Raw genomic sequence first — 26900 nt, forward strand, 5'->3', positions numbered from 1 at the left:
GGCGGATTCTCCCCGAACCGGCGGTGCGCTGCCAGGGCGGAACGCGCTCCGGCATGTTCCACGTGGAACACTCCGGGCTGCCCGGTCCCCCTCGGGGCGGGCGATGTTCCACGTGGAACACCAGCGCCTCCCCAAACCTCCCGGCATCCACCCAGGCTCCCCTTTTGTTCCACGTGGAACACGGGCCCTCCCCTGCCCGGACGGTATCCGGCGGAGCGTCCTCCGGTTGTTCCACGTGGAACACCGGCCCTCGCCCGGTCCCCCGGAAGGCTCCCCGGCCTCCGCTTCCGGACGTTCCACGTGGAACATTCCCCCTGTCCCCCGGCGCGAGGGGACGCACGCCGGGCGGGCGGGCCGTGGACTGGATCATCTGCTGATTTGGTGGATCAATAGGGCCCGTGCATGCTTCCGCCCGCCGGGGTGTTGCCCCCCGGGGTGGTGGGAAGGTGTCGTGGGCAACGTTGGTTCCCGGAAGCCTCCGGGACTGAAGAGGATGGGACACGTGGGTCGAATCATCTGCATCTCGAACCAGAAGGGCGGCGTGGGCAAGACGACCACCGCCATCAACCTCGCGGCGAGCCTGGCCTCGGCCGAGCGCCGCACCCTGCTGGTGGACATGGACCCCCAGGGCAACGCGGGCAGCGGGTTGGGGCTGAAGCGCGAGGCGCTCCAGGGCACCGTCTATGACGCCCTCCTCGGCGGGCGCCCCATGCGGGAGCTGCTCCACCCCACCGAGCTGCGCTTCCTCCAGGTGGTGCCCGCCACGCCGGACCTCACCGGCGCGGAGGTAGAGCTCGTCAACCTGGAGCGCCGCGAGTTCCGCCTGCGCGAGGCGCTGCGCCCGCTGGCCGACGACTACGACTACATCCTCATCGACTGCCCGCCGTCCCTGGGCCTGCTCACGCTCAACGCGCTGGTGGCCGCCGACTCGGTGCTCATCCCGCTGCAGTGCGAGTACTACGCGCTGGAGGGGCTCTCGCAGCTCACGCACACGGTGGACCTGGTGCAGCAGGGGCTCAACCCGGGGCTGAAGATGGAGGGCATCCTGCTCACCATGTTCGACTCGCGCGCCAACATCGCCAACCAGGTGGTGGAGGAGGCCCGGGGCTACTTCAAGGACCAGGTGTTCACCGCGGTGGTGCCGCGCAACGTGCGGCTCGCGGAATGCCCGTCCTTCGGCAAGCCCATCATCCTCTATGACATCAAGTCCAAGGGCTGCGAGAGCTACCTGGCCCTGGGCCGGGAAATCATGAACCGCGAGGGCCACAAGCCCTCCAAGCGCCACGTGGCCTGAAGGGGAGACACGACGTGCTGAATGCAGGCGACAAACACAAGCGGGCGCTGGGCCGGGGGCTCTCGGCGCTGATTCCGCAGGCGGCCCCGGCGCCCGCCGCGGCCCCCGCGGAAGCGCCCAAGGCCGGGGTGCTGAAGCTGCCCATTGAGGCCATCCAACGCGACACGGCCCAGCCGCGCCGCTACTTCGACGAGACGAAGCTCGCGGAGCTCACCGAGTCCATCAAGGCGCAGGGGCTGCTCCAGCCGGTGCTCGTGCGCAAGGACGGGCAGGGCTACAAGCTCATCGCGGGCGAGCGGCGCTGGCGCGCGGCGCAGGCTGCGGGGCTGCACGAGGTGCCCGCCATCGTGCGCGACGTCACCGAGGGGCAGGCCTTCGAGCTGGCGCTGGTGGAGAACCTCCAGCGCTCGGACCTGAACCCCATGGAAGAGGCGGAGGGCTACCAGCGCCTGGTGGAGGAGTTCAAGCTGACGCAGGAGCAGGTGAGCCAGCGCGTGGGCAAGGAGCGCTCCACGGTGGCCAACGCCCTGCGCCTGCTGGGCCTGCCGGACGATGTGAAGGCGCTCGTGGCCGAAGGGGCGCTGAGCATGGGCCACGCGCGCGCGCTGCTCGGGGTGCCCAGGCTCCCGGAGCTCCAGGCGCTGGCGAGCCGCGTGGTGGAGCAGAAGCTCTCGGTGCGCGACACCGAGAAGCTCGTGCAGCAGAAGCGGCCCGCGAAGAAGGAGCCCGCGAAGGCCTCCAAGCAGAGCCCTCAGGTGAAGGCGCTGGTGGAGGAGCTGCAGCGGCTGCTCGGCACCAAGGTCCGCCTGTCCGAAAAAGGCCAAGGAAAAGGGACCCTGGAGGTGGACTTCTTCTCGTACGATGACCTCGACCGGTTGTTGAAGCTTCTTAGGAAGGAGTAGGGCGTGGCGCTCCTTGGCGGGAAAAAAGAAGAGACACTCAGCACCACCATCAGCAAGCCATTGTTCAAGCGGGAGGAGGATTCCGTGTCGATGCGTCCAGGGGACATTCACACGCTGCTCGGGAAGGGGAGTGAGTTCGAAGGCAAGCTCACCTTCGAGGGGCAGGTGCGGATCGACGGTAAGTTCAACGGGCAGATTTTCACCAAGGACTCCCTCGTCATCGGGGATGGGGCGCGCGTCCAGGCGGAGATCCACGCCGGTACCGTCATCATCCACGGGACGGTGGAGGGCAACGTGAAGGCCACGCAGCTCATCGAGCTCAAGCAGCCGGGGCGCGTGAAGGGCAACCTGGAGGCGCCGACGCTCTCCATGGACCGGGGCGTCATCTTCGAGGGCACGCTGAAGATGGAGAACCTGGGCAACGCCTCGAAGGCGCCTCCCCCGCCGGGCGGCGACAAGAAGTAGTGCGCGCCCGGGGCCACAGCCTGGGGTGGGCCGCCGCGCTGGTGCTGACGCTGCCGGCGGCGGGCTGCCGCTGTGGCCCGAAGGAGCCCGCGCCTGCCCGCCCTCTCCCCGCCGTGGAAGTGGGGGGGGAGCGGCCGGCCGCGGGGAAGGCGGGGGTGAAGGTACCCCTGCCGCCCGGCTGGTCGGCCGTCATGGCCGCGGACGGAAGTTTCCAGGCGGGGCCCCCGGGCACGCCGGTGCTGCGGGTGGACATCCGGCGGGGCGAGGGCGCGGCGCGCCCCTCGTCGGAGGCGCTCGCGGAGTCCGCGCGGGAGCAGTTCTCCCAGTTCGAGATCTCGTTGGACCAGGAGGAGGACGAGGAGAACCTCGCGCTCCTGCGGCTGACCATCGCCCCGAAGTTGCCGGACGGGGGCGTGGGGATGCACGCCCCGGTGCTGCTGGGCGCCAAGCGCGTGGGGGAGGACTTGTTCCTGTGCGCCTCGCTGCCCGGCGCGGGGATGGAAGATGTACGCCTGGCCAATGAGGCTTGCCGGGAAATCCAGGTTCAGAGCGCGCCGCGCTAAAGGCGGCGGGGGCGGAGCGTCCCGGTTACGCTGAAAGTATGTGAGCCCTTGCACACGAGGGGGCTTCACGTTTTCATTACGAGTACATAACGTATATCTTACGTCCTTACAGCCTGGGACTTTTCGCGTTGGGCGGCTTTTCCCGGAGCCCTCGCCCCGAACCCGAAGAACCCGAAGGAGTGAAAGCAATGACTCTCCCCGAGTTGCTCCCCTCCGTTGTGAATGTCGCTGGCGCCATCGTGGTGGGCGTGTTGGTGGCGGCGGGACTGATGGGGACGCGCGCTCGGCCGCAGCCGATCCCCGTTCCGGTCCGCCGGGATCCGCGCCGCCGCCGCTAAGCGGCTGAAGGACCCCGTGCCGCGCGCCGCGGCGCTCAGTGCTTGAAGGCCAGCGAGAGGGCGAAGTCCTCCGCGCGATCCGTCCACCGCGCGGCGAGCTGAAGGCCCGCCGCCGAGAGCTCCGCCTCCACCTGCCGAGGGCGGAACTTGCAACTCACCTCCGTGCGCAGCACCTCGCCCGCCTCGAACACCGTCGAGCGCTGGAGCGCGGGCAGCCGCACCTGCTGGGCGCGCCGGGACACGAGGCGCATTTCGATCCAGCCCTGCTCCTCGTCGAAGGGCGCCAGGTGGGAGAAGGCGTCCACGTCGAAGTCCGCGCCCAGCTCGCGGTTGAGCACGCGCAGCACGTTGCGGTTGAACTCGGCCGTCACCCCGGCGCTGTCGTTGTAGGCGGCGAAGAGGCGGGCGCGGTCCTTGAGCAGATCCGTGCCGAGCAGCAGCCCATCGCCGGGGGCGAGCTGGTCCGCGACATCCTGGAAGAAGCGCGCGCGGGCCTCGGGCTTGAAGTTGCCGATGGTGCCGCCCAGGAAGGCCACGAGCCGGCGCCCGCCCCGGGGCAGGTGGGCGAGGTGCCGCTCGAAGTCGCCCACCACGGCGTGCACGGACAGGCCGGGGTAGTCGTGGGCGAGCGTGGCGGCGGCGCGCCGGAGGAAGGGCTCACTCACATCGAAGGGGACGAAGCGCTGGAGCGAGCCGGTGGCGCGCAACGCATCCAGCAGCAGGCGGGTCTTCTCGCTGGTGCCGCTGCCCAGCTCGATGAGGGTGTCGGCGCCGCTGAGGCGGGCCACCTCGTCGGCGTGGGCGTGGAGAATCTCCCGCTCGCGGCGGGTGGGGTAGTACTCGGGCAGGCGGGTGATGTCGTCGAAGAGCTGGCTGCCGCGCTCGTCATAGAGCCACTTGGGGGACAGCTCCTTGGGGTGGAGGCACAGCCCCGTCAACGCCTCCTGGTGCAGCGCGCGCCGGGCCTCGTCCGGGTGCAGGTGAACTTCCACCGAGACGAGGCTGCGACAGGGGCCCTCGGCTTCCGCGGGATGGTGCTCGGACATGGTCTGCTCCCTGGGGTGCGTCAGCGGGCGTCGCGCGCGCAGCGGAAGCCCGCGAAGATGTGACGGCGGATGGGCAAGTCCCAGTTGCGGAAGCTGTTGCGCACCGCGACGGGGGCACTGGCCCAGGAACCCCCCCGGAGCACCTTGTGCCCGGGGCCGAAGAACACCTCGGAGTACTCACGATACGGGTGGGCGCGAAAGCCGGGGTAGCCACCGAAGTCACTGGCTGTCCACTCCCACACGTCCCCGAGCAATCCCCAGATTCCCTCGCTGCTCCGGCCTTCGGGGAAAGCGCCCACGGGGGCGGGGGCCCACGCCTCGCCGCCAAGGTTGGCGTGCACGGCGGTGACGGGAGCTTCCCCCCAGGGAAACGCGCGGGAAGGGGCACCCCCGGTGGCGGCGCGCTCCCACTCGGCCTCGGTGGGCAGACGCTTGCCGGCCCATCGGGCGTAGGCATCGGCCTCGTACCAGCACACGTGCTGCACGGGCTCATCGCGGGGCAGGGGCTCCACGAAGCCGAAGCGGCGGCGGGCCCAGTCGCGAGGCCCGAGCCGGGCCCAGAAGAGGGGGTGGCGGATGTCCTCGGCCTGGAGGAAGGCCCAGCCCTCGGGGTGCCACCAGCGCGGGTCCTCGTAGCCCCCGGACTCGACGAAGACGAGGTAGTCGCCGTTGGTGGTGGGGTGGGCGTCGAGGAAGAAGGGGGCGAGGTCCACGGGGTGGGTGGGCCGCTCGTTGTCATAGGCCCAGGCGGCGTCACTGCCCTGGAGGGAGGGGCCGCCGGGGATGAGCACCTCATGGAGGGGAACGGCGCCGGGGCGGGGGAGGGCGCGCGAGGCGGGGCGGTACTCCCAGGAGGTCATCAACTGAAGGGTGGCGGCGAGCGTCTCGGCATGCTGCTGTTCGTGCTGGGCGACCATGCCGAAGACGAAGCCGCCCGCGAGCAGCGGCTCGGAGGCGTCCTCGGGGAGCCGGTCGAAAAGCGCCCGCACGGCCTCGCGGACGCGGGCGGCATAGGCGAAGGCGGCCTCGGGGGAAAGCAGGGGGAGGGCGGAGCGGGTGCGGCGGGGGTGGCGGAAGGCGTCATAGACGGCATCGAAGGCCGGATCCGTGAGCGCGGAGCCTCCGAGGGCACGCAGGAGCCACTGCTCCTCATAGTTGGCGGCATGGGCCACATCCCAGACGAGCGGGGACATGAGGGGCGAGTGCTGGCGCACGAGCTCGGCCTCGGGAACACCGGAGAGCATGTGCAGGGTGCGGCGCCGGGCGGCCTCCAGCTCGAGCCACGCACGGGCCTTCCACGGTTGCGGCGAGACACGGCTTGGATCCGCACTGCCCACCTGGCTCGGCATGGCGCCTCACGGGTTGAAGGTGAGCAAGAGCCTGCGGCCACCGGGCAGCCCGAGTGCTAGAAACGCACGGGGCCCGTCCGGAAGCGAACAGCGATGGCCGTTCCTTCGCTTGGCTCCTGGGGATGTGGTGTGGAGGGGAAATGATTCCGCGTGCGATGAGCCGGAGCTTCTGGCTGGTGCCCTCCCTTCTGCTGCCTGCCTGTGGCCTCTTTCGAGAGACCTCTCGGCCTGTTCATGCCTCCCCAGAGGAAGCCAGGATGATTCAGGTTCCGGACGAGCTGCCAAGCTGGGGACGGCACGTCCTGCCAGGAGCCTTGGTGGCAGCAATTCAGTTGGCCATGGAGGACTTCTGTTCAATCCGGAGGCGTGTTCCTTGAGCATCCCTGTCCTGGATGCAGGTGCCACCTACGCGGTTGACGTCAAAGGAGGGAGGATTCTCGCGGTACGATAAGCCGCCACCTGCTTCCCCTGCCTTCGGAGACGTCATGAGAATGTGCGGAGCCGTCGTGCTCATGCTCCTCGCGTCAGGATGCGCCGCGACGCGGGTAGTGTATTTGAATACGGGCGAAGGAAAGCCAATCACGTACAGGCCTGTCAATACGGCTCCGATCCAGATGGATGAGTTGGAGTTCGAGGCTGCTGTTGCACAGCTCGTGCTCAACATGAGACTGAGCGTGGGGCTGGGGGAGCCTCCTCGAAAAGGCCCATTCACGTTGCTTGCTTCTTCCGGGACAAGGGGCATCGCCGGTGGGGCTCAGGACCATGCCGTGCCTCCGTCTTACGCGCGGATATGCCAGCAACAAGGGGAGCCGGACGAGTGTCTGAGCCTTCTCTCGGGAGGATTCACGCTGGGAACTGCGGAGCGGCGCATGATGGCGCTCTTCTTTGCCTTCGATACAGTCTGGGACGGGGTTGAAGACGCGGTGAAAGATCTGACGAACCCGGCCGCCCTGAGGGCAATGGTTGTCTCCATGGCTGGGACCGCGCTCGTCATGCTGGTTGCACCCGAGCCCATCACGAAACTCATCGCGATTGCGTTGACGGCCTCCCTGATCGCCTACCTCGGCGCTGTCCCTGTTTGGAATCTTGGACAAGGGTTTCTGCGGCTCATGGCGGAAGCGGATGATGCCCGGAGCTTCTCGGAGCTGGAAGACACCGGACACCGTTTCGGAAGAGTGCTCGGGCACAACGGTGCCCGTGTTCTGATCATTGCCGTGTTAACGGCGCTCGGTGGCAAGAGCGCCATGGCCGCGCAGGGGCCCAACATGCCGGGCTTCGCCCAGGCGGCGTTGAGGGCGCAGACGGAAGGGGGCTTCCGGCTTTCAGGAGCGTTGGCGGGCGAGGTGCACGCCATCGCCCTTCCCTCGGCAGAGGTGCTGAACGTCTCGCTCGCCCCTACTGCGGTTGCCGCAGTAGCGATGGGGACCGGAGGCACGATTCAAGGGGACCCCGAAGGGGACATTCACCACATCTGCACCGACAAGAACGAGGTCTCCGCGGCATCCGGTGGCCCCTGGACTCCGCTCTTCCAGCAGGTGTTCGACCGGGCGAAGATGAGTCTCAATGACGCCGCGAACAAGGTTCGCATCAAAGGCCACAAGGGGCCTCATCCTGCCGAGTATCATCGCGAAGTGCTCAGGCGCATCGACCAGGCCACCCTGCAATGCCGGGGCCCAGACCAGTGCCGGGCCGCGTTGATGGAGGAACTCGCCAGCATGGCGCGGGATCTCCTCACGGAAGGAACAAAGCTGCGCAGACTCTTCACCAAGGCGCCAGGATGAGGTGGCCATGGACAGATGCTTTTTCGACTTGAACATCGACGTCGATGTGCCAGGGCGCTGGTATCTCGCGGAGCCCGCCCAGCCCTCGGGAGTGGAGATCGACGACATCTGGCGGTTCTCCCTGGGCCAGCCTGTAGACCTTCGCGAGACGCTGCGCATTCCCCTCTACCGCCCGGGACGGTCCCTGGATTTCACGACTGCGGGGGCAGGGCGGACACCCATCCTCAGTGCGAGGGCCGCCACCGTATTCCGGGAACTGGCCTCGCTCGATGTTCAGCTCTTTCCGGTGGAAGTCGAAGGCGATCCCGAGCCCTACTACCTCCTCAATGTGGCGCGGCAGATCCGGTGCATCGATGACGCGGCCTGTGAAGAGGTCCAACACTACCCTCGGCACGGCGTGCAAGCGCACCGGGCAGGGGAGTATCGCTCCGTGTCGGGTTTGCGCATCGACCCGTCGAAAACCGGCGATGCGCGCGTGTTCCGGCTCTGGGGGTGGTCTCCGCCGCTCATCGTCGATGCAGAGATCAAGCAGGCGCTGGAGCATGCCGGTATCGTGGGAGGACGGTTTGACGCGGTTTGAATCCTGGCCCGGGTGTGTAGGGTAAAGGGCTCGCCAGTGCCGCTCGTCCTCGCGCGTCAAGCATTCCCACACTTCCCCTCCTGCGGCGCCACTACATCGGGGGCCGATGTGCGGGGGGCGCGCATGGGGCCACGGGGTGCGGTAGCCTTGTCGTGCAGGCTTCCATTGACGCCGGTTCACGCGGTATCGGAGCTGGTGGTGGTCTCGCTGGCGTGTGGCGAGCGGTTGCTCGCGGTGGTGTTCGCCCGGGTCTGGGCCTTCGGCGAGGCTGCGAACCTCGGGAGCCCGGGGGGGCTGACGCAATTCAGGAGGTGGCGCGGACATGAGAAGGGCTTCGATGGTGCAGCGAGCGATGACAGTGAGCCTTGCGGCCGTCCTGCTCGCTTCCTGTCAGGCCGCGCATGCTCCAGCGCTGAGACCTGCGGGCACCCAGGACCTGGCCCGGTACGCGCTCGTTGTGGAGCAACACTCCAACGGAAAAGTCTCGCACGCGTGGGTTCCGCTGAAGGAGTTCGAGCTTTCGAGATTTCAGCGAACCTGGAGCACGGCCCGTGCCCAGAAAACCATCGTGCGAGTGTCCTCTTCTGCCTTGAACGCATACTGCGATGGCCGGCATGACCAGTGCGTGAGGGACTGCCTCAAGAGCAGCAAGCCATTCGTGATTGGTCACCGCAAGTACATGGCCTCTCAGGCACAGCCCTGGAGCGGGGCCAGAGGATGGTGGTGTCCGAGCAACTGCATGGAAGCGGCGGTGGAATGCAAGAAGGGACGGGGGGAATGGGCGGAGGAGTATGCCGCCGAGTTCGATGCAGTCGATCCGGCCGTTGACTGGATCAAAAAGCATCGCACGGAGCTGGCCGTGGGCGCCGTGGTGGTGATTGCCGGCGTCGCATTCGCCGTGGCCGCGGTGGGGACGGGCGGGGTGGCACTGGCGCTGGTGCCCCTGCTGCTCGTGACGGAAGCTTCCCCTGGAGGGCCCGTGAGCCCTCCCCTCGCGGAGGCGTGCAGGTGAAGATCCATGAGGCGCTGGCAGGTGTTGCGCTGCTCATCGCGGCCCGGCGGCAAGCGGCGGCTTCAATGGGCCGTGAGAAAGAGGAGACGCTCTGGCGATATCTGCGAGCCCTCAGCGATTTCGTCCATGTCACCGGCCAAGTGTACCTGTTGGAGGATGCCCTCCAGGAAACGGCGCGCTCCTCATATCCTTCTGTCCGCGCGCGGTTGAGCGCGCACCCAGGCATGTTCGCGCATCAGGCCCTGGAACTGCTCCACGCGGCGATGAACGGCTTCCCGGACGCCGAGCGGAGGCACCTCTCCGTGCTCATTGCCCTCCTGGGCTTCATCGCGGAGACGGGGCAGCTTGATGAGGCCGAGGACTTCTTCCTCCATCAGGAGGACCATGCGCCCGTGGCCATCGCCCACTTCCCGAGCCGCGAGGCGGCGGAGGCTTGGCTGAAAGGGGCCGCGGAACCCCCGAGCCCCGCCCGCATCCTCATTGGTGATGAGTACCATCAGGTCTGGTACACGCGCGAAGACGGGGCGCGCGGCCTGTACCGGGACCCGGCGATCGAGCCGGTGATGGAGGCCATGGTTGCCCAAGGATTCCCCGAGCGGATGCCTGCATTCGGCACCCGGGCGGAGGCTGAAGCCTGGCTGCTGCACCACCCCGCCAAGCCCTATGCCTTCGTGTCCATCGCCGGGGAGCGCTGCTTCGCGGTCCATCACCGGAGGCTGAAGCGCCACTCGCTTCATGCCGTGGCGCCAACCCTGGAAGACTGGGAAGAACGCAAGCGAGCCGTGGAAGGATCCGCGGAGTAGTCTTCTGAGGCCCGCGGCGCCCGCGCTCGTCCTCGCGCGTCAAGTGTTCCCACACTTCCCCTCCTGCGGCGCCACTACATCGGGGGACGATGTGCGGGGGGCGCGCATGGGGCCACGGGGTGCGGTAGCCTTGTCCTGCAGGCTTCCATTGACGCCGGTTCACGCGGTATCCGAGTCAGGCCATGTCCTCGCGCAAGTCTCAGACGTCGATCCCCACCATTCGCTCCGATGACTCCCCCCGCAAGTCCCAGACCGGCCTGCCCTCGGTCCGGTCCTCGGCGGTGACCGCCACGGTCCGCCCGGAGGACACGCCGCAGCGCTTGGGCGAACTTCCGGGCGAGGCCGCCACCCTCGCGGACCGCGGTGAGGGCGAGGCCCTCAAGCAACTGCTCGCCGCGCGCGCCCAGGAAATCACCGGCGCCACCGGCGCGGTGCTGGCCACGCTGGAGCAGGGCGAGCTCGTGGGCCGCGTGGCCACCGGGAGCCTCGCCCGCACGGTGGGCGAGAAGCTCGGGCTGGAGCTGAACCCCGGCGGCGCGGCCTCGAAGGCGCGCCTCGTGTGGCGCTGTGACGACACCGAGGCCGACGCGCGCGTGGAGCGCGAGGCCTGCCGCAAGCTCGGCGCCCGGGCGCTGGTGGTGGCCTCCGTGGCGTGCGGCGAGCGGCTGCTCGCGGTGCTCGTGGTGGTGTCCGCCCGGGCCGGGGCCTTCGGCGAGGCCGAGGAGCGGGGGCTCGGGCTCGTGGCGCGCGGCGGCGGCACGCTCCTGGCGCACGCGGAGGCGGCCAAGGCCGCGGCCGAGCGCGAGGCCGAGCTGAAGACGCTCCGGGCGCTGCTGCGGCGGCGCGAGGCGGAGCTGGACGGGGTGCTGCACTCGGTGGAGGGCTCCGCCTACGTGCTCTCCGAGGACAGCCCGCTCCGGGCCAACCGCGCGGCGCTGGAGCTCCTCGGCGGCGAGGGCTCGCCGGCGGTGCCCGCGGGGAGGGGCGCGCTGCTCGAGCGGTTGCAGCCCCGGGCGCCGGAGACGCAGGAGCCGGTGTCCCCGGACGACGAGCCGCTGGCGCGGGCGCTCACGGGCACGGCCACCACGCGCGAGCTGCTGGTGCGGCACGCGAAGGCGGGAGGGGACGTGCTGGCGCGCATCGCGGCGGTGCCGGTGCGCGTGGACGGGGCGGTGGTGGGCGCGGTGGTGGTGCAGTCGGACGTGGGGGCCGAGCGCAAGGAGCAGTTCCTCACGCTGGTGGAGCGCTCCTCGGAGTGCATCGGCATCACCTCGCTCTCCGGCCAGCCCATGTACCTGAACCCGGCGGGACGGGAGCTCCTGGGCTTCGAGAGCCCGGAGGCGTTCCGGAGCGCCTCGGTGATGGACACGTACCTGGCGGAGGACCGGGAGCTGGCGCGCACGGCGTTCAAAGCGGTGCGCGAGCGCGGCAGCTGGGAGGGCGAGCTGCGGCTGCGCCACCGGCGCACGGGCGAGGCGATTCCCGTCCGCCACCACCTCTTCACCCTGGCGCACCGGGAGACGGGCCGTCCCGTGGCGCTGGGCGCGGTGACGCGGGACCTGCGCGAGCAGAAGCGCGCGGAGGCGGTGCGCGAGCGGCTGATGGACATCGTCGGCAACGAGCTGCGGGCGCCGCTGTCGGCCATCACCATGGCGGCCTCCACGCTGTTGCGGCGCGGGACGCTGGCGGAGCCGGACACCAAGGCGGCGGCGCGCATCTCCCAGGGCGCGGAGCGGATGGGGCGCACGCTGGGGCAGGTGCTGGACTTCACGCGCACGTACCTGGGGGCGGGGCTGGTGCTCCTGCGCTCGCGGGTGGACCTGGACATGGTGACGCAGGACGTGGTGGCCGCGGTGGAGCTGGAGCACCCGGACCGGCTGGTGCGCTACGTGAAGCGCGGGGACGCCCGCGGCATCTGGGACCGGGAGCGGCTGGTGGAGCTCCTGGGCACGCTCCTGGGCTACTCGCTGCGCACGGGCCCGGTGGAGCGGCCGGTGGACGTGCGGCTGCTCGCCGAGGGCATGGAGGTGGTGCTGGAGGTGCGGCGCGAGGGCGAGCCCATTCCGCCCGAGATGCTCACGGAGATGTTCAACCCGTTCTTCTACCCGCAGGCTCAGCTCGTGGGGGAGGAGGCGACGCGCGAGCACCTGGGGCTGGGGCTGTTCATCACCCGGGAAATCACCCGCGCGCACGGGGGCCACATGGAGGTGCGCTCCACGGCGGAGGAGGGCACGCTGTTCCAGGTGTACCTGCCGCGCGGGCCGGTGGGGATGCGCTGAGGCGGCCCCGCCGGACGTGTCAGCGCACCGGCTGACACGTCCAAACCCAGTCAAAGACAGACGGGGGCGCCTGCCGGCCCCTGGAGCGGCGGTTGGCGTGCTTCGTGCCTAGCAGGGCCCGGCGCCATTCCCTCTCCAGGAGCCTCCGGTGCGGACATCGACGTTGAGACGGGCGGCCGGGGTGTGGCTGTGCCTGCTGGTTCCAGCCCTCTTCGCGCAGGCCTCGGAGGCGGACGTGCCCGGGGCCGGCGCGTGCTGGAAGCCGCTGCACGTGCGCTCCCCCGCGCCCCCGGCCGTGAGTGTGCGGGCGGGCGGGCAGTTGGATGTGTTCCTGCGCAACGCGCGCAACGGCCTCGTCCACCGGGTGCTGGATGCGAAGACGGGCACGCTCCAGGCCCAGGAGCCGCTGGGCGGGGCGTTCAGCTCGGAGGCCGCCGCGGTGAGCTGGCCGGATGGCCGCATCGATGTCTTCGCCCGCCACACGAACAACACCCTGTGGCACCGCCAGTTCGAGCCGGCGCGCGCCCGGTGGCTGCCGTGGAAGGGGCTGGGGGGGCTGCTCACCTCGGGCCCGGCCGTCACCTCCAGCGCCTCGGGGCGGATGGATGTCTTTGTCCGGGGGGCGGGCAATGCGCTGTGGCACCTCCAGTACGCGCCGGCCGAGGGGCGGTGGCTGCCCTGGAAGCCCCTGGGGGGGCTGCTCACCTCGGAGCCCGCGGCGGTGAGCTGGGGCGAGGGCCGCATCGACGTCTTCGGGCGGGGCATCGAGAACGGGCTCTGGCAGCTCACGTTCGATGCGCACCAGGGGGGGTGGGGGCGGTGGCAGGCGCGGGAGGGGGTGCTCACCGCGGGGCCCACCGTGAGCAGCTGGGGGCCAGGCCGGCTGGACGTCTTCACGCAGGGGGCGGACCACACCCTGTGGCACCTGCTGTTCGAGGAGCGCCTCGGCGGCTGGCAGCCATGGCGGGCGCTCGAAGGGGCCGCGGAGGCCAGGCCCGTGGCGGTGAGCCCGGCCCCGGGCCGCATCGAGCTCTGGGCGCGGGGCCCGGACGCGATGCTGCGGCGGTGCGAGCTGGAGAGCCCTTTGCCGCGGCCACCGGAAAATTCCCGGCCCTGGGAAGAAATCTCCCCGATGCCACGTTGACAGGCCGCCGCGAGGCTTTATAGGTGCGGGCCTTGCATCGGCCATGAGGTCGCTTCACGAGGGTACGGCATCGTGTCTCAACCGATGATTCGCATTGAGGGACTGACGAAGTCCTACGGCAATGCCCTGGCGCTGCGCGGGGTGAGCTTCCAGGTGCCCCGGGGACAGGTGGTGGGATTCCTGGGGCCCAACGGCGCGGGCAAGTCCACCACGATGAAGATTTTGTCTGGCTTCGTCACCCCCACGTCCGGCACGGCGCACATCAACGGCATCGACGTGGTCGAGGACTCCGTCGTCTCCCGGCGGCTCATCGGCTACCTGCCGGAGAACAACCCGCTGTACGAAGAGATGAGGGTCCTGGACTACCTGGAGTTCGCCGCGGACGTGCGCGGGGTGCCGCGCATCCGCCGCAAGGAGCGCATCCGCTCCGCGGTGGAGCGCTGTGGCCTGGGCGGCGTGCTGGGCAAGGACATCCAGCAGCTCTCCAAGGGCTACCGCCAGCGCGTGGGCATCGCCCAGGCCATCCTGCACGAGCCGGACCTGCTCATCCTCGACGAGCCGACGAGCGGCCTGGACCCGAACCAGATTGTGGAGATCCGCAACCTCATCCGGGACCTGGGCCGGGAGAAGACGGTGCTCCTGAGCACGCACATCCTGAGCGAGGTGCAGAGCACGTGCAGCCGGGTGCTCATCATCAGCGACGGGCGGGTGGTGGCGGACGACTCGCCCGAGCAGCTGAGCACGGCGCAGGGCGGCACGGTGACGGTGGTGCTGGCCTCGCGCTCCGGGGCGGCGCTGGAGCCCGGGCAGGTGCGCACGGTGCTGGAGGCGGTGCCGGGCGTCACCCGGGTGGAGCCGGGCGAGGCGGAGGGCAGCGGCACGCTGGGCTTCCGGCTGCGCTACGGGCAGGAGGACATCCGCCGGGCGCTGTTCGAGGCCTCGGTGCGCCATGACTTGTGCCTGCTGGAGGTGAAGCGCCAGCACGTGAGCCTGGAAGAGACGTTCCGCAAGCTCACCGGGGGCGAGGCCGCCAATCCCGAGACCGCGCCGCGGGCGGCGTGAGGCCCTCCGCTCCGGTTGTTGTTCAATTCATTCGAGGGTGCGCATGGGAATGATGCTTGCCATTGCCCGGCGTGAGTTCAGGGCGTTCTTCAACTCGCCGATCGCCTACATCGTGCTCGGCGGCTTCCTGCTCACGCTCGGGTGGTTCTACTTCAGTACGCTGTTCGTCGCGGGCCAGGCCTCGATGCGGGGCTTCTTCGGGCTGGCGCCGGTGCTCTTCGTCGTCTTCATCCCGGCCATCACCATGCGGCTCATCGCCGAGGAGCGGAAGACGGGCACGCTGGAGCTGCTGCTCACCATGCCGCTGCATGACTGGCAGGTGGTGGTGGGCAAGTTCTTCGCGGCCATGGGCATGGTGGGCGTGGGGCTGTTGCTCACGCTGCCGTACCCGCTGAGCGTGGCGGCGCTCACCGCGGAGGGCGCCTCGTTCGACTGGGGCCCGGTGGCCATGGGCTACGTGGGGCTGATGCTGATGGCCTCCAGCTTCCTGGCCATCGGCATGTGGGCCAGCGCCCTGAGCAAGAACCAGATCGTCGGCTTCATCGTCGGGCTGGTGCTGTGCTTCGCCTTCTACTTCGTGGACAAGTTCGCGGTGGTGCTGCCGCAGGGGCTCGCGGCGGTGCTGCAGTACCTCTCGGTGGACTACCACTTCGAGAACATCGCCAAGGGCGTGCTCGACTCGCGCGATGTCCTCTATTACGTGACGATCACGGTGATCGCGCTGGGCCTGACGGCGCGCAGCGTGAACACCACCCGGCAGTGAGGCCCGTGATGAACAAGTACACGCTCAACACCACCATCCTGCTCATCACCGTCACCGGCATCTTCGTGCTGCTCAACATCCTGGGGCTGCGCCTCTTCACGCGCGTGGATTTCACCCGGGACCAGCACTACACGCTCTCGGACGCCTCCAAGAAGGCGATGGCGGAGCTGAAGGATCCGGTCACCGTCACCGCCTACTTCACCGAGCAGCTGCCGCCGCCGTACGCGAGCAACGCCCGCTACGTGCGGGACTTGCTGGAGGAGTACCGCGCCGCCTCCAAGGGCCGGCTGAGCTTCGAGTTCGTGGACCCCATGTCCCAGGAGACGGACGCGGACAAGGAGGCCAAGCGCGAGACGAAGCGCGACATCTTCGGCCGCGCCTACCGCGAGCCGACTTCGGTGGAGCGCGAGCTCGCCGAGCAGGGCATCCAGCCGGTGGAGGTGCGCGTGGTGGAGGAGGACCAGGTGCAGACCAGGCGGGCCTACATGGGGCTCGTCCTCCAGCACCAGGAGAAGAAGGAGATCATCCCGGTGCTCGCGGACACGCAGACGCTGGAGTACGACTTCACCACGCTGGTGCGCAAGCTGACGCGCCCCAAGACGCCGGTGCTCGGGGTGCTCCAGGGGCACGGCGAGCCCGCGCTCCAGGAGAAGCTGCGGCGCATGCAGCAGCTCCTCGGCCAGCTCTATGAAGTCCGCCCGGTGGACCTGGGCTCGGCGGACCGGGTGGACGCGGCGGTGGATGCGCTGTTCGTCATCGGGCCGAAGACGGCGCTGCCGCCCAACGCGCTCAAGGCCATCGACCAGTTCCTGATGGAGGGCAAGAGCGTGGCGTTCTTCCTGGATGCCGTGCAGGTGGACTCGCGCACCTTCCAGCCGGCGGACGCGGAGCACGGCCTGGCGCCGCTCCTGGCCACCTACGGGGTGAAGCTCGGGGACCAGCTCGTGGCGGACGCGCGCTCGGGGCAGCTCGCCATGCAGGAGCAGCGCGGCATGATGGTCATCGACGTGCCGGTGCCCTACCCGTTCATCCCGCTGCTCGCGCAGCTGGAGGGCGACAGCCCGGTGTCCAAGGGGATTGGCGGGGTGATGCTGCCCTTCACCACGCAGGTGTCGCTCCAGACGCCCGCGGGCGTGCAGGGCACGGTGCTGGCGAAGTCCTCGAAGACGAGCTGGCTGGAGTCCAAGCCCTTCAACATCGACCCGCGGCGCGACTGGCGCACGGAGACGCCGTCCGTGGGCGGGCCCTATCCGCTCATCGTCCAGGTGTCCGGCAAGCTCAAGAGCCACTTCGCGGAGGAGGCGGGCATGAGCGCCGCCACGCCGATGCGGGCCGAGAGCCAGGGCGAGCCCCGCGTCATCGTCGCGGGCGGCTCGGCGGCGCTGTGGGATGACTTCATGGGCCCGGCGAACCAGGCGTTCCTGCTCAACGTGGCGGACTGGCTGCTGCTGGACGCGGGGCTGCTCAACATGCGCACCCGGGGCATGGCCGAGGCGCCGCTGGAGAAGGACCTGCCGGAGGCCACGCGCAACGCCGTGAAGTACGGCAACGTGCTGGGCATTCCGTTCCTGCTGACCGCTTTTGGCCTGGTGCGCTGGCGTCTGCGGGAGTCACGCCGCGGCCGGGTCACCGTCTGAGCCTGAGGAGACGACGCGATGAAGAAGGCAACCCTCATCGTTGTAGGCATCTTCGCCGTGCTGCTCGCCGTGGTGCTCGCCACGCGCGAGGACCGGGTGAGCGTGGGCGTGCGCAAGCTCGAGCTGCCCAAGGTGGACAAGGACCAGGTGTCCGCGCTGGAGCTGGGCGGGGCGCGCAAGGTCCGGCTGGAGAAGGAGGGCGAGGCGTGGCGGGTGATGGACCCCGGGCAGCCGGCGCAGAAGTACGCGGCGGATGGCTCCCAGGTCTCCCGCGCGCTGGAGGCGCTGGGCGGGCTTCGCAACCTGGACTTCGTGACGGACCGCGCCGAGACGCATGCGGAGTACGCGCTGGATGACGCCCAGGGGCTCACGCTCCAGGTGACGCAGGGCGGCGCGCCGGCGGTGGCGCTGGTGCTCGGCAAGGCGGCGAAGAATGGCGGCACCTACGTGCGCAAGGCGGGCACGAACGAGGTGTTCGTGGCGCGCGGCGGGCTGGACGCGGCGGTGCGCAAGGACGTGAAGGACTGGCGCGAGCGCACGATGCTCTCGCTCAAGCCGGAGGACATCACCCAGCTCACCCTGCGCTCGAAGGATGGCGAGGTGCTGACGCTGGTGGCCGGGAACAAGCCCGGCGCGTGGAGCGTGGCGGAGGGCACGGCGCTCCCGCCGGGCTTCCGGTTCGACGCGGAGCAGGCGGATCAGGTGGCGCGGCAGCTCGCCTCGCTGAGCGCCGAGGACTTCCTGGAGGGCGAGGCGGCGGCGGACACGGCCACGGGGCTGGGCGGCGCGCACGACGCGGTGGAGGCGAAGCTCAAGGACGGCAAGAGCGTCACGGTGCACCTGGGCCCGCCGGGCCCGGCGGTGGCCGCGCGCGTGGAGGGCAACCCGCAGGTGTTCCAGCTCCCGGCCTACAGCGCGGAAGTGCTGCGCAAGCGCCTGGTGGACCTGAGGGACTTGCACCTGTTCCGGTTCGACCCGACGAAGGTGACGAAGCTCAAGCTGCAGTCGGGCACGACGGTGGTGCAGGCGGCGCGGCACGGCGACCAGTGGCAGGTCATCGAGCCGAGGAAGCTGCCGGAGGGCTTCGCATTCGACTCGAACCAGGTGGAGGCCACCCTGGGCTGGGTGAGCTCGCTGCGCGCGGCGCGGGTGCTGGAGGGGACGCGGACCGATGCCCAGCTGGGCGTGGGCGCGCCCACGGCGCTCATCGAGGTGTCCCTGGAGGGCGTGCGGCCGCAGGAACTGCGGCTGGGCAAGGAGGCGCCTGCGGGCACGGACGGGCTGAAGGAAGTCTTCGCCCGGACCACGCTGGACACGCTGGCCTATGCCGTGCCCGAGCACGTGAAGGCGCGGCTGGGGCAGGGGCTCCAGCTCTTCCAGAAACAGGCGCCGCCCCCGGGCGGGCCGGGCGCGATGCAGGGCCTGGACCAGCTGCCCCCGGAGGTGCGCAAGCAAATCGAGGAGCAGCTCCGCGCGCGGCAGATGCAGTAGCGGGAGTCCATCGCGCGGGCGGGGGGCCTTGCCGGGGCGAGTTCGAGGCGGTGCGAGAGGCCATTCCGCGCTTCCGGTCCAGCCCGCGATGAAAGCGGGTGGGGCCGGGTCCGCCGGGATGGAGTACGCTGACTCGGTCCTGCTCGATTGAGCACCGCGGCTCCGGTGCGCCGGAGCACGGACAATCCTCTCGTTGCCGAGATGAACCTGACCCCATGTCCGTGAACATGAAAACCCGGGGAGTGCTTGCCGCCGCCTCGCTGCTCGTGAGCCTTCCGGTGCTCTCCGAAGCGCAGCCTTCTCAGCAGGCCGAGGCCCCCGCGGCCACCCCGCAGCTCACCAAGTCCCCCACGCTGGTCCACGCGGTGGAGGCGCGCTACCCGGCGGAGGCCCAGGCACAGGGGCTCACCGCGGACGTGCGGCTCCTGCTCACCATCGCCGAGGACGGCACCGTGGCCGAGGTGACGCTCGCCGAGCCGGTGGCGCACGGCTTCGGCGAGGCGGCGCTGGAGGCGGTGCGGCAGTTCCGCTTCACGCCGGCCGAGGTGGATGGGGTGCCCGCCCCGGTGCAGGTCGAGTACGTCTACCACTTCACCCTCACCCCCCAGGCACCCGCCGGGGAAGGCACGGCCCAGCAGGAGGCGCCCCCGGCCTCGGCCACGCTCACCGGCCAGCTCATCTCGCGCGGCAGCCGCTCGCGGGTGGCGGGGGCCACGGTGCGCTGCGGGGAGGACCCGGAGGCGCCGGAAGCCACCTCGGACGAGGAGGGCCGCTTCACGCTCCAGGTGGCACCGGGGACGTGCGACGTGCGCGTCATCGCCTCCAACTTCCAGCGCTACCAGACCACCGAGACGCTGAAGCCGGACGAGACGGCGGAGGTGGTCTTCTACCTGGTGCCCGCGGGGGGCGCGTTCGAGACGGTGGTGCGCTCCGAGCGGCCCAAGAAGGAAGTGGTCCGCCGCACCGTGTCCCGCGAGGAGGCGCAGAAGACGCCGGGGACTTTTGGGGATCCGGTGCGCGTGCTCCAGACGCTGCCGGGCGTGGCGCGGGCGCCCTTCATCGCCGGGGACTTGCTGGTGCGCGGCTCCAACCCGGGGCAGACGGCCACGCTGATGGACGGGGTGGGCATCCCCATCCTCTTCCACCTGCTGGGCGGGCCCTCGGTGGTGAACGCCGAGTTCCTGGACACGCTGGACTTCTACCCGGGCGGCTACGGCAGCCAGTACGGGCGCGCGGTGGGCGGCGTGGTGGACGTCACCACGCGCAAGGGGGCGAGCGACACGCTGCACGGCTCGGTGAAGGTGGACTTCCTGGACGCGGGCTTCTTCGTGGAGGCCCCGGTGGCGCCCGGCATCAGCGTGGCGGCCTCGGCGCGGCGCTCCTACATCGACGCGCTGCTGCCGCTCGTGCTGCCGGAGGAGGAGGGCGAGACGCTCTCCATCGTGCCGCGCTACTGGGACTACCAGCTGCGCGTGGACTTCGGCGCCCGGAAGCAGGAGGGCCCCGAGCCCGCGGGGGGCCGCAGCACGGGCTCCATCATGGCGTTCGGCTCGGATGATCAGCTCACCCTGGTGTCCTCCGGCGAGAGCCAGGCGAACGACCTGTCCCTGGGCTCGCACACCCTGTTTCACCGGCTCAAAGGTGACTGGACGTACCGGCGCGGCAACCTCACCTCCGTGTTCACGCCCTACGTGGGCATCGACAAGTACGACACGGAGATCGGCCGGGCCTACAAGGAGCGGGACACGGTCTACACGCTGGGGGCGCGCGAGACGGTGGCGCTGGAGCTGTCCTCCACGCTCACCGTGCGCACGGGCGTGGACGTGCTCTTCGAGCGGGGCCACTTCGACATCGAGGCCGAGGCGCCGCCGGGCTTCGAGTACGTGCCGTTTCCCGGCGCGGCGCCGGAGGCGGAGCGGCTGAAGGAGGTGCTCACGCTGCACGGCTTCGACGGGGCGCTGTTCCTGGAGTCGGACCACAAGGTGGGGGCCTTCACGCTCACGCCGGGGGTGCGCGCCAACCTCCAGCGCGTGGGCGGCCAGCGCAACCTGGCGTTGGATCCGCGGCTGTGGGCCCGGTACACGGCCAGCGAGCGCACGGCGCTCAAGGCCTCGGCGGGGCTCTACAGCCAGGCGCCGGAGACGCCCCGGTTCGCCTTCTTGCCGTACGGCAACCCGTCGCTGGGCTACCAGCGGGCGTTCCAGACGAGCCTCGGCGTGGAGCAGCGCGTGCGGGACGGGCTCCAGGTGGACCTCACGGGCTTCTTCAACCGCCGCTACGAGAACGTGGTGTCCCCGGGCCAGGTCCGCACCCTGCCGGATGGCACCATCATCCAAGAGCGCTTCAGCAACGAGGGGCTCGGCCGGGCGTACGGGCTGGAGCTGATGGTGAAGAAGGAGCGCACGTCCGCGACGGACAAGTGGCACGGCTGGCTCTCGTACACGCTGAGCCGCGCGGAGGACGGCCGCGAGAAGCCGCTGCCCATCATCGACGGGGGCCGGGAGGACGCCGCGTATGGGCTGAGCCAGTGGGACCAGACGCACATCCTGACGCTGGTGGCGGGCTATGCGCTGGGCAATGGCTGGGAGCTGGGCGGGCGCTTCCGCTTCACGCGGGGCCGGCCGGTGACGCCGCTGGCGGGCGGGCCGGACCGCTACGGCTCGGATGGGAACTTCTACCAGCCCACCTACGGGCCCTACTTCTCCTCGCGCGCGGCCTCGTTCCAGCAGCTGGACATCCGCGTGGACAAGAGCTGGCGGATGGACCGGTGGACGCTCACGGCGTACCTGGACGTGCAGAACCTGGCCAACTCGAAGAACGCCGAGTTCGTCTTCAACGACTACCGGTACCGCGAGGAGTACGAGGTGCCAGGCATTCCGCTGCTCCCCGTGCTGGGTGTGAAAGGAAGCTTCTGAGATGAAGGCCCTGATGCGAAACGCGGCGCTCGTGCTGTGCCTGGGGGCGGTGGGGTGCGTGGACGTGGAGGACAAGCCCTCGCGGGTGCATGACTTCCGGGTGCTGGGGCTGGCCACGGAGCGGCCGGAGCTGATGGCGCCCACGTGCGAGGACACGGCCGAGGCGCGCGCGGCGTTCGCCGAGGAGGTGACGTTCCGGGCGCTGCTGGTGGATCCGGTGGGCGAGGGCCGCGCCATCCACTACACGCTGTGGGCGTGCGCGGATCCGGAGGACGAGACGTGCGAGGAGGCGGCGGACCGGGTGCCGCTGACGGAAGGGAGCACGAACGAGCGGGAGCTGGCGCTGCGGGTGCGGCTGGGGGACCTGACGGTGGCGGACGGCACGCGGCTGCTGGATCGGGTGCGGGAGAAGGACCCGTACAAGGGGTTTGGCGGGCTGCGGATGCCGCTGGTGCTGCACGCGAGGGCGGGGGAGGAGGAGGTGTACGCGCAGAAGCTGATGGTGTTCAACTGCCCGCGGGTGCCGGGCATGGCGGCCAACGTGCTGCCGGTGCTGCCGGGGCTCCTGATGGAGGAGGCGGCGTGGGCGGCGGACGCGGTGCCGGAGCTGAAGGGGCCGGGGCCCTTCGTGGTGAAGGTGGCGGACCTGGCGGGGCTGCAGGAGGACTATGTGGTGCCGGGGCTGCGGCAGGAGTCTGTGGCGCTCCGGGAGGCGTGGCGGGTGTCGTGGCATACGACGCTGGGCGAGTTCACGCCGGAGGAGACGGGCGGCATGGGCCTGGGAGACGCGCCGGGGCGGCACCGCACGGAGTGGGAGCCGCCCGAGGAAGCGGACACCGCGCAGGACGTGCGCTTCTGGGCGGTGGTGAGGGACGGGCGGGGAGGAGAGTCCTGGGTGAGCCGCCGCGCGCACTGGTCGCCGTGAGGGGAGGGCGCGGCGGGGCGCGGAGTTAAAGGTGTGAATTTGGATTAGGCGTTCCACGTCCTTGCAGAAGCGAGCCTCACTCAGGGAGCATACAGAGGCGCTTCGCTGAGAGGACAGCCATGGCTGGCAAACTCAAGACCCGAGTCAACTCCAGTGGCTACGCGCAGTTCTTCGACGAAGAGGAAGGCCGCTGGGTTCTCACCCATCGCCGGGTTGCCGAGAAGAAAATCGGCCGCGAGCCAAATCCTGGTGAACATGTCCATCACATCAATGGCGATAAGAGGGACAACCGTGCCCAGAACTTGGTCGTACTGAAGGACACCATTCACGACCGCATCCACCAGGAGGACCGGAACGCCTGCTTTCGATGCGGCCGCTCCGGACACTGGGCCGAAGACTGCTATGCCGCCCGTGACATGGACGGGGATGAAATCGACTCCGACGAAGAGGAGTTCGATGAGGATGACGATTGGGAGGAGGACGAGGACGACGACGACGAGTTCGATGAAGACGACGACGACGACGACGACGACGAGTTCGATGATGACGACAATTGGGAGGAGGACGAGGACTAGTCACTCCCTCCCTTTTGCTTGGTCACATCCTCCGGTCTCTGACCACCTGTGTCCTTGAGAGGGCGTCCCCTGTGCACGGGGCGGGGGCCTAGCGATGATTCTTCCTCAGTAGGTTCCGGCGCTGGCGGACTGCTCGCCAAGCGAGGACCTCCCGGAACGCTCTCCCGGAACAGGCTCTTACTCCTCAAGGGGGTAGAAGCCCTCGGTGCGTACGCGGGTGCCGGCGGCCTCGCGCTCGGCCTTCTTCTTGATGATGGCCTCGGCCAGCTTGTAGGCCCAGGTCACGGCGGCCTCGTTGGAGGCCTCCTCGGGCGTCTCCTTGCCGGAGCTGATGCGGGCCGAGAGGGCCTGCATGGCGATCCAGTCCATCAGGGTCAGGTCGGGGATCGCCGGGCTCGCGGTGAACTTCTGCTCGCTCATGGTCTTCTCGTGGTCTTCAGGCGTGCGCTCCGCACCGCCATGCTGGAGGTGTGGGCTCGGGTACCAGTTTATCAACCTGCGTTAAGTCCGGGCCCGGTGCAAATAATCTGCCCGTTTCAGGGTGAACCCTGCGCCGCGCGCCCCTGCCTGCATGTGGGGCAGGGGATTACTCCTCCGGAAGGGGCTCCACCCTTCCGAGTCCCTACGGCATCCCCTGCAAAGGCGTTGTCCCTTCGTTCAGGATGGCGAGGAAGCTGCGGTAAGCGAAGACGCGGCCTCTCTTGCGTCCGGTCACTTCCTCCACGATGCCGAGACGCTCCAGGTCCGCAAGCGCCGCGTTCACCGTGGGGGCCGTCAGTCCGGTCCAATCGACGAGCTGGTTCGACGTGAGGTACGGGTGCGTCTGCAACAGCTCGTGCACACGGAGCGCGGAATTGGCTCGCTCGCTGTCCGCTGTGATGCGCTCCCGGTCGCGCTTGAAGAGCTCGACGATGCGTGTGGCTGCCTCGAACGCCTGGTTCGCCGTCTCCTCAATGCCCTTGAGAAAGAATTCGAGCCAGGCCTCCCAGGCACCTCGCTCGCGGACCTCCTGAAGCAGCCGGTAGTAATCGGCCCGGTGCGTCTTGAGGTAGAGACTCAGGTAGAGCAACGGCTTGCGGAGCACATCCTGGACGCACAGATAGAGCGTCACGAGGAGGCGGCCGATGCGCCCGTTGCCGTCGAGGAACGGGTGGATGCTCTCGAACTGCACGTGCAGAAGTCCCGCTTTGATGAGGGCGGGCAGCCGGGACTGCTCTTCGTGCAGGAAGTTCTCCAGAGCGCTGAGGCATCCGTCGAGCTCTGTCACGGGGGGCGGAACGTACAGGGCATTTCCAGGCCGGGTGCCGCCGATCCAGTTCTGCGAACGGCGGAATTCACCCGGATCCTTCGTGCCCCCGCGTCCGCTTTGCAGCAGCCGCGCGTGCATCTCGCGGATGAGCCGGAGCGAGAGTGGCAACTCCTTGAGCCGCTCGAGCCCGTACATCATGGCGTCGACGTAGTTGGAGACCTCCCGGATGTCGTCGATGGGCTGACCCTCCTGCGCCTCGGTCTCGAACCGGAGCAAGTCGGAGAGCGTCGACTGCGTTCCTTCAATCTGTGAGGAGAGCACCGCCTCCTTGCGCACGTACATGTAAAGGAACAGCTCCTGGCGCGGCAGGAGCATGGTGATTCCATCGAGGCGGCCCAGCGCCCGCTCGGCGAGGCTGAGCCGGTTCAGCAGCCCCAAGACGTCGATGGGCGGGACGGGAGGCAGGGGCGGCGGGACGAACGCCCGCACACGCTCCCCAGCGGCGGTGGTCTCCACGAACTGGCCCATCCTCGAGGGCGCGGATGAGGTGTCAGTCATCCCCCGCAGCATTCGAGCGGGCGCTATTTAAGTCAAAGAGCCTTGGCTTAAATAGCGCTCATCCCAAGGAAAGCAGCCTTTAATAACCATTTTCATCAATGATTTCAGTGGGTTAATTAAGAGGTGTGAACCACGACCATCTTCCTCCTGACACCCGGATCGGCTCCTGGCGCGTGGTGAGCCTTCAGGGCCAGGGCTCCTATGGCGCCGTCTACAAGGTCGAGCCGGTGGCGGGGCCGCCGGGGGCCATGGCCTTGAAGCTGGCGCTGCACCACCGGGACCCCCGTTTCGAGCGAGAGGCCGAGCTGCTCTCGCGCATCCGTCACCCGTCCGTGCCTCGGCTGCACGAGCGGGGCGGATGGGAGATGCCGGGCGGGGGTGTGTTCCCGTACCTGGTGATGGAGTGGGTGGAAGGTGTGTCCCTGTACGAGTGGGCCGCGCAGCAGCCACGCACCTCGCGCCAGGTGTTGAGGGTGCTGGCCCAGGTGGCCCGTGCGCTGGAGGCCACGCACGCGGAGGAGGGGGTTCACCGGGACGTGAAGGGCGAGAACATCCGGGTGCGGACCGGGGACGGCCACGCGGTGTTGATGGACTTCGGCTCGTGCAACTACCGGAGGGCGCCGGTGCTCACCCGTCAGCCTCCACCGCCCGGGACGCCCGAGTACTACAGCCCCGAGTCGCTGCGCTTCCAGTGGGAGAACCGCCACCAACCCACGGCGCGCTACGAGGCCCTGCCGACGGATGACTTGTACGCGCTGGGCATCACGGCGTACCGCCTCGTGGCGGGCCGGTATCCGCCTCCGGTGGAGCTGAATGCAACGGAGGAAGGCTTCGAGTTCGTCTCGCCCGGTTGGGTGGCGCCAGAGACGTGGGGCTCACTGGCTCCGGAGTTGGTGGAGTGGATCCGCCAGCTGTTGAGCGACGAGCCGCATGCCCGGGGCCGCACGGCCGAGGTGGCGGAAGGGCTGGAGCACGCGGAGAAGCGTGCCGGGCCTCATGCGGATCAGCCCATTGTCTCGGGGATGGGGCTGGCACCTCTCCCACCCAAGGCACAGCCCAAGTCACCGCGTCTGAAGTTCCCCTGGAAACGGGGCTTGGCCTGGGCGGCTGGAGTGGGGTTGGCCGTGAGCGCGGGGTGGTGGGGAGGACGGCTGTCGATGAGGGGCGGGCCAGGAGACGTGCGGACAGACGAAGGGGACAGAGTGGGGCTCGCGGAGGCGGCGCTTCCTCCCATCGGCGATAGAGGACTGCTGGCTTCTACCCGGGGTGGGGTAGGGCTTGGGATGCCGAAGAAGCCCTTTCCAGGGCAGCGTCGGCCCCCGTGCGGGCAGCGGTATGAGAAGGAGATTAATGGCGGCTGCTGGTTGCTTCCTCGTGAAGCGCCCCTGCCTCCGTGTGGCGACAACGCATTCGATTGGCAGGGCAGTTGTTACGTTCCTGTCTTGGAACTTCGCCGTCCCGCCACCTCAGAATGAGGTGTATTCATGTTAGGCAAAGCGTGCGGATTTGCTCATGAAATTCGGTGCTGAGCGAAGGAGTCGCGTCAGCCGGATGCTTGAGAACTCCTGACTTGGCTGAGCGAATGTTTTCCAAGCAGGAGAGTCGAGTGCGTTGCAGAGCGGCAAGAGCACTTGCTGAAGTGAAGTTTCCGGCCTAAGTGCTTGAAGTTGCTGGGTTTTCTGAGGTCCTGATGAACTTCTAGGCCATCAGCGGCTCGTCCCGAAACAAGGTGAGAGCAGGACTGCACGTTGCTGTCCGTGTAAGAGGTTTGAATGAGAAATCTTCTGACGGTTGGTTTTGTATTGCAATACGTTAAACCTATTGACGTTGAGGGATGCACTCGCGGTGTTGAAGGATGGCGTCATGCGGAGACGGGCCAGCTCCGTGAATTCGATCTAACTCAGCCACGCTACCGCGAGACGCCTATTCCGAGAGATGAAAATGAAGTCGTAGAATCTGGCCGCTGGATGCAACTACCAGGTGAAGGCGAGTTTCAAGGTTAATAAGTTTTAGCTTGCTGCTGGACGTTGGTAAGGAACAGCCTGCCAAGGTGTTACGGCTTCGGGGGCAGTTCGTCCAGGTGCGCGAGCTGCTCCTCGGCGGCACGGCGGTATCTCGGGACGACCTCCACGGCCAGCCAGTCGCGGAGCTGCTGGCGTGCCCCTTCGA

Annotated in this window: 24 protein-coding genes; 19 read left to right on the forward strand and 5 right to left on the reverse strand. The window is 68.9% G+C overall.

Annotation, left to right across the window (positions count from 1 at the left end; all coding sequences use genetic code 11):
* Positions 1–502 precede the first annotated feature (502 nt).
* From KY661_RS35360 to KY661_RS35375, 4 genes are read left to right on the forward strand one after another with little or no spacing between them, the layout of a single operon-like run.
* Entirely contained in the window at positions 503–1294 is a 792-nt protein-coding gene (locus KY661_RS35360; RefSeq protein WP_225414388.1) for a ParA family protein, read from the forward strand.
* A gap of 14 nt (positions 1295–1308) precedes the next feature.
* The gene (locus KY661_RS35365) at positions 1309–2196 is read left to right on the forward strand and encodes a ParB/RepB/Spo0J family partition protein (protein ID WP_225414389.1); all 888 of its coding nucleotides are present in this window, start codon (positions 1309–1311) and stop codon (positions 2194–2196) included.
* A gap of 3 nt (positions 2197–2199) precedes the next feature.
* The gene (gene bacM / locus KY661_RS35370) at positions 2200–2661 is read left to right on the forward strand and encodes a bactofilin BacM (protein WP_075005993.1); all 462 of its coding nucleotides are present in this window, start codon (positions 2200–2202) and stop codon (positions 2659–2661) included.
* Positions 2661–3224 carry a hypothetical protein gene (locus KY661_RS35375; protein ID WP_225414390.1) on the forward strand — a complete coding sequence of 188 codons (564 nt, stop codon included), beginning with the start codon at positions 2661–2663 and terminating at the stop codon, positions 3222–3224. The genes bacM and KY661_RS35375 overlap by 1 nt, the downstream gene beginning before the upstream one ends.
* 373 nt (positions 3225–3597) lie before the next feature.
* On the opposite strand, the gene egtD is transcribed toward KY661_RS35375, so the two are convergent.
* Both egtD and egtB read right to left on the reverse strand, forming a co-directional pair.
* Positions 3598–4608 carry an L-histidine N(alpha)-methyltransferase gene (egtD, locus tag KY661_RS35380; RefSeq protein WP_225414391.1) on the reverse strand — a complete coding sequence of 337 codons (1011 nt, stop codon included), beginning with the start codon at positions 4606–4608 and terminating at the stop codon, positions 3598–3600.
* Between the two features lie 20 nt (positions 4609–4628).
* Positions 4629–5957: an ergothioneine biosynthesis protein EgtB gene (egtB, locus tag KY661_RS35385; RefSeq protein WP_225414392.1), complete on the reverse strand. Its 1329-nt coding sequence runs from the start codon at positions 5955–5957 to the stop codon at positions 4629–4631.
* A 485-nt stretch (positions 5958–6442) separates the two neighbouring features.
* On the opposite strand from egtB, the gene KY661_RS35390 reads away from it, so the two are divergent.
* The 13 genes from KY661_RS35390 to KY661_RS35450 all read left to right on the forward strand — a co-directional run bounded on the left by KY661_RS35390 (position 6443) and on the right by KY661_RS35450 (position 22924).
* On the forward strand, positions 6443–7738 hold the full coding sequence (locus tag KY661_RS35390; protein WP_225414393.1) for an AHH domain-containing protein: 1296 nt from the start codon (positions 6443–6445) through the stop codon (positions 7736–7738).
* A 7-nt stretch (positions 7739–7745) separates the two neighbouring features.
* Positions 7746–8318: an imm11 family protein gene (locus KY661_RS35395; RefSeq protein ID WP_225414394.1), complete on the forward strand. Its 573-nt coding sequence runs from the start codon at positions 7746–7748 to the stop codon at positions 8316–8318.
* Positions 8319–9069: 751 nt separating this feature from the next.
* Positions 9070–9330 carry a hypothetical protein gene (locus tag KY661_RS35400; protein ID WP_225414395.1) on the forward strand — a complete coding sequence of 87 codons (261 nt, stop codon included), beginning with the start codon at positions 9070–9072 and terminating at the stop codon, positions 9328–9330.
* Complete coding sequence (locus KY661_RS35405) at positions 9327–10133, forward strand: hypothetical protein (RefSeq protein WP_225414396.1); 807 nt, start codon at positions 9327–9329, stop codon at positions 10131–10133. Before KY661_RS35400 ends, KY661_RS35405 begins: the two co-directional genes overlap by 4 nt.
* A gap of 182 nt (positions 10134–10315) precedes the next feature.
* On the forward strand, positions 10316–12412 hold the full coding sequence (locus KY661_RS35410; RefSeq protein ID WP_225414397.1) for a sensor histidine kinase: 2097 nt from the start codon (positions 10316–10318) through the stop codon (positions 12410–12412).
* A 148-nt stretch (positions 12413–12560) separates the two neighbouring features.
* Complete coding sequence (locus tag KY661_RS35415; RefSeq protein WP_225414398.1) at positions 12561–13556, forward strand: hypothetical protein; 996 nt, start codon at positions 12561–12563, stop codon at positions 13554–13556.
* Between the two features lie 84 nt (positions 13557–13640).
* Entirely contained in the window at positions 13641–14618 is a 978-nt protein-coding gene (locus tag KY661_RS35420; protein WP_225414399.1) for an ABC transporter ATP-binding protein, read from the forward strand.
* A 43-nt stretch (positions 14619–14661) separates the two neighbouring features.
* On the forward strand, positions 14662–15381 hold the full coding sequence (locus KY661_RS35425; RefSeq protein ID WP_225414400.1) for an ABC transporter permease subunit: 720 nt from the start codon (positions 14662–14664) through the stop codon (positions 15379–15381).
* A gap of 8 nt (positions 15382–15389) precedes the next feature.
* Complete coding sequence (locus KY661_RS35430; protein WP_225414401.1) at positions 15390–17018, forward strand: GldG family protein; 1629 nt, start codon at positions 15390–15392, stop codon at positions 17016–17018.
* 18 nt (positions 17019–17036) lie between these two features.
* Positions 17037–18509, forward strand: coding sequence for a DUF4340 domain-containing protein (locus KY661_RS35435; protein ID WP_225414402.1), 1473 nt, complete (start codon positions 17037–17039; stop codon positions 18507–18509).
* Positions 18510–18724: 215 nt separating this feature from the next.
* The gene (locus KY661_RS35440; RefSeq protein ID WP_225414403.1) at positions 18725–21424 is read left to right on the forward strand and encodes a TonB-dependent receptor; all 2700 of its coding nucleotides are present in this window, start codon (positions 18725–18727) and stop codon (positions 21422–21424) included.
* A gap of 1 nt (position 21425) precedes the next feature.
* Entirely contained in the window at positions 21426–22349 is a 924-nt protein-coding gene (locus tag KY661_RS35445) for a hypothetical protein (protein ID WP_225414404.1), read from the forward strand.
* Positions 22350–22468: 119 nt separating this feature from the next.
* A complete protein-coding gene (locus KY661_RS35450) occupies positions 22469–22924 on the forward strand; it encodes an HNH endonuclease signature motif containing protein (protein ID WP_225414405.1) in 456 nt (151 codons plus the stop codon).
* Between the two features lie 177 nt (positions 22925–23101).
* Here the strand turns inward: KY661_RS35450 and KY661_RS35455 are convergent, their stop codons facing one another.
* Positions 23102–23344: a hypothetical protein gene (locus tag KY661_RS35455; RefSeq protein WP_075006007.1), complete on the reverse strand. Its 243-nt coding sequence runs from the start codon at positions 23342–23344 to the stop codon at positions 23102–23104.
* Positions 23345–23546: 202 nt separating this feature from the next.
* A complete protein-coding gene (locus tag KY661_RS35460) occupies positions 23547–24731 on the reverse strand; it encodes a Fic family protein (protein ID WP_225414406.1) in 1185 nt (394 codons plus the stop codon).
* Between the two features lie 125 nt (positions 24732–24856).
* On the opposite strand from KY661_RS35460, the gene KY661_RS35465 reads away from it, so the two are divergent.
* Both KY661_RS35465 and KY661_RS35470 read left to right on the forward strand, forming a co-directional pair.
* Positions 24857–26206 (forward strand): serine/threonine-protein kinase, encoded by a 1350-nt coding sequence (locus KY661_RS35465; RefSeq protein WP_225414407.1) that lies wholly within the window; start codon positions 24857–24859, stop codon positions 26204–26206.
* A 297-nt stretch (positions 26207–26503) separates the two neighbouring features.
* A complete protein-coding gene (locus tag KY661_RS35470) occupies positions 26504–26734 on the forward strand; it encodes a hypothetical protein (protein WP_225414408.1) in 231 nt (76 codons plus the stop codon).
* Positions 26735–26784: 50 nt separating this feature from the next.
* Here KY661_RS35470 and KY661_RS35475 read toward each other — a convergent pair.
* Positions 26785–26900: DUSAM domain-containing protein (locus KY661_RS35475; protein WP_263437628.1), on the reverse strand; the 116-nt coding region annotated here is incomplete at its 5' end.

It is taken from the genome of Allostigmatella hybrida, assembly GCF_020103775.1.
Classification (GTDB): Bacteria; Myxococcota; Myxococcia; order Myxococcales; family Myxococcaceae; genus Hyalangium; species Hyalangium aurantiaca.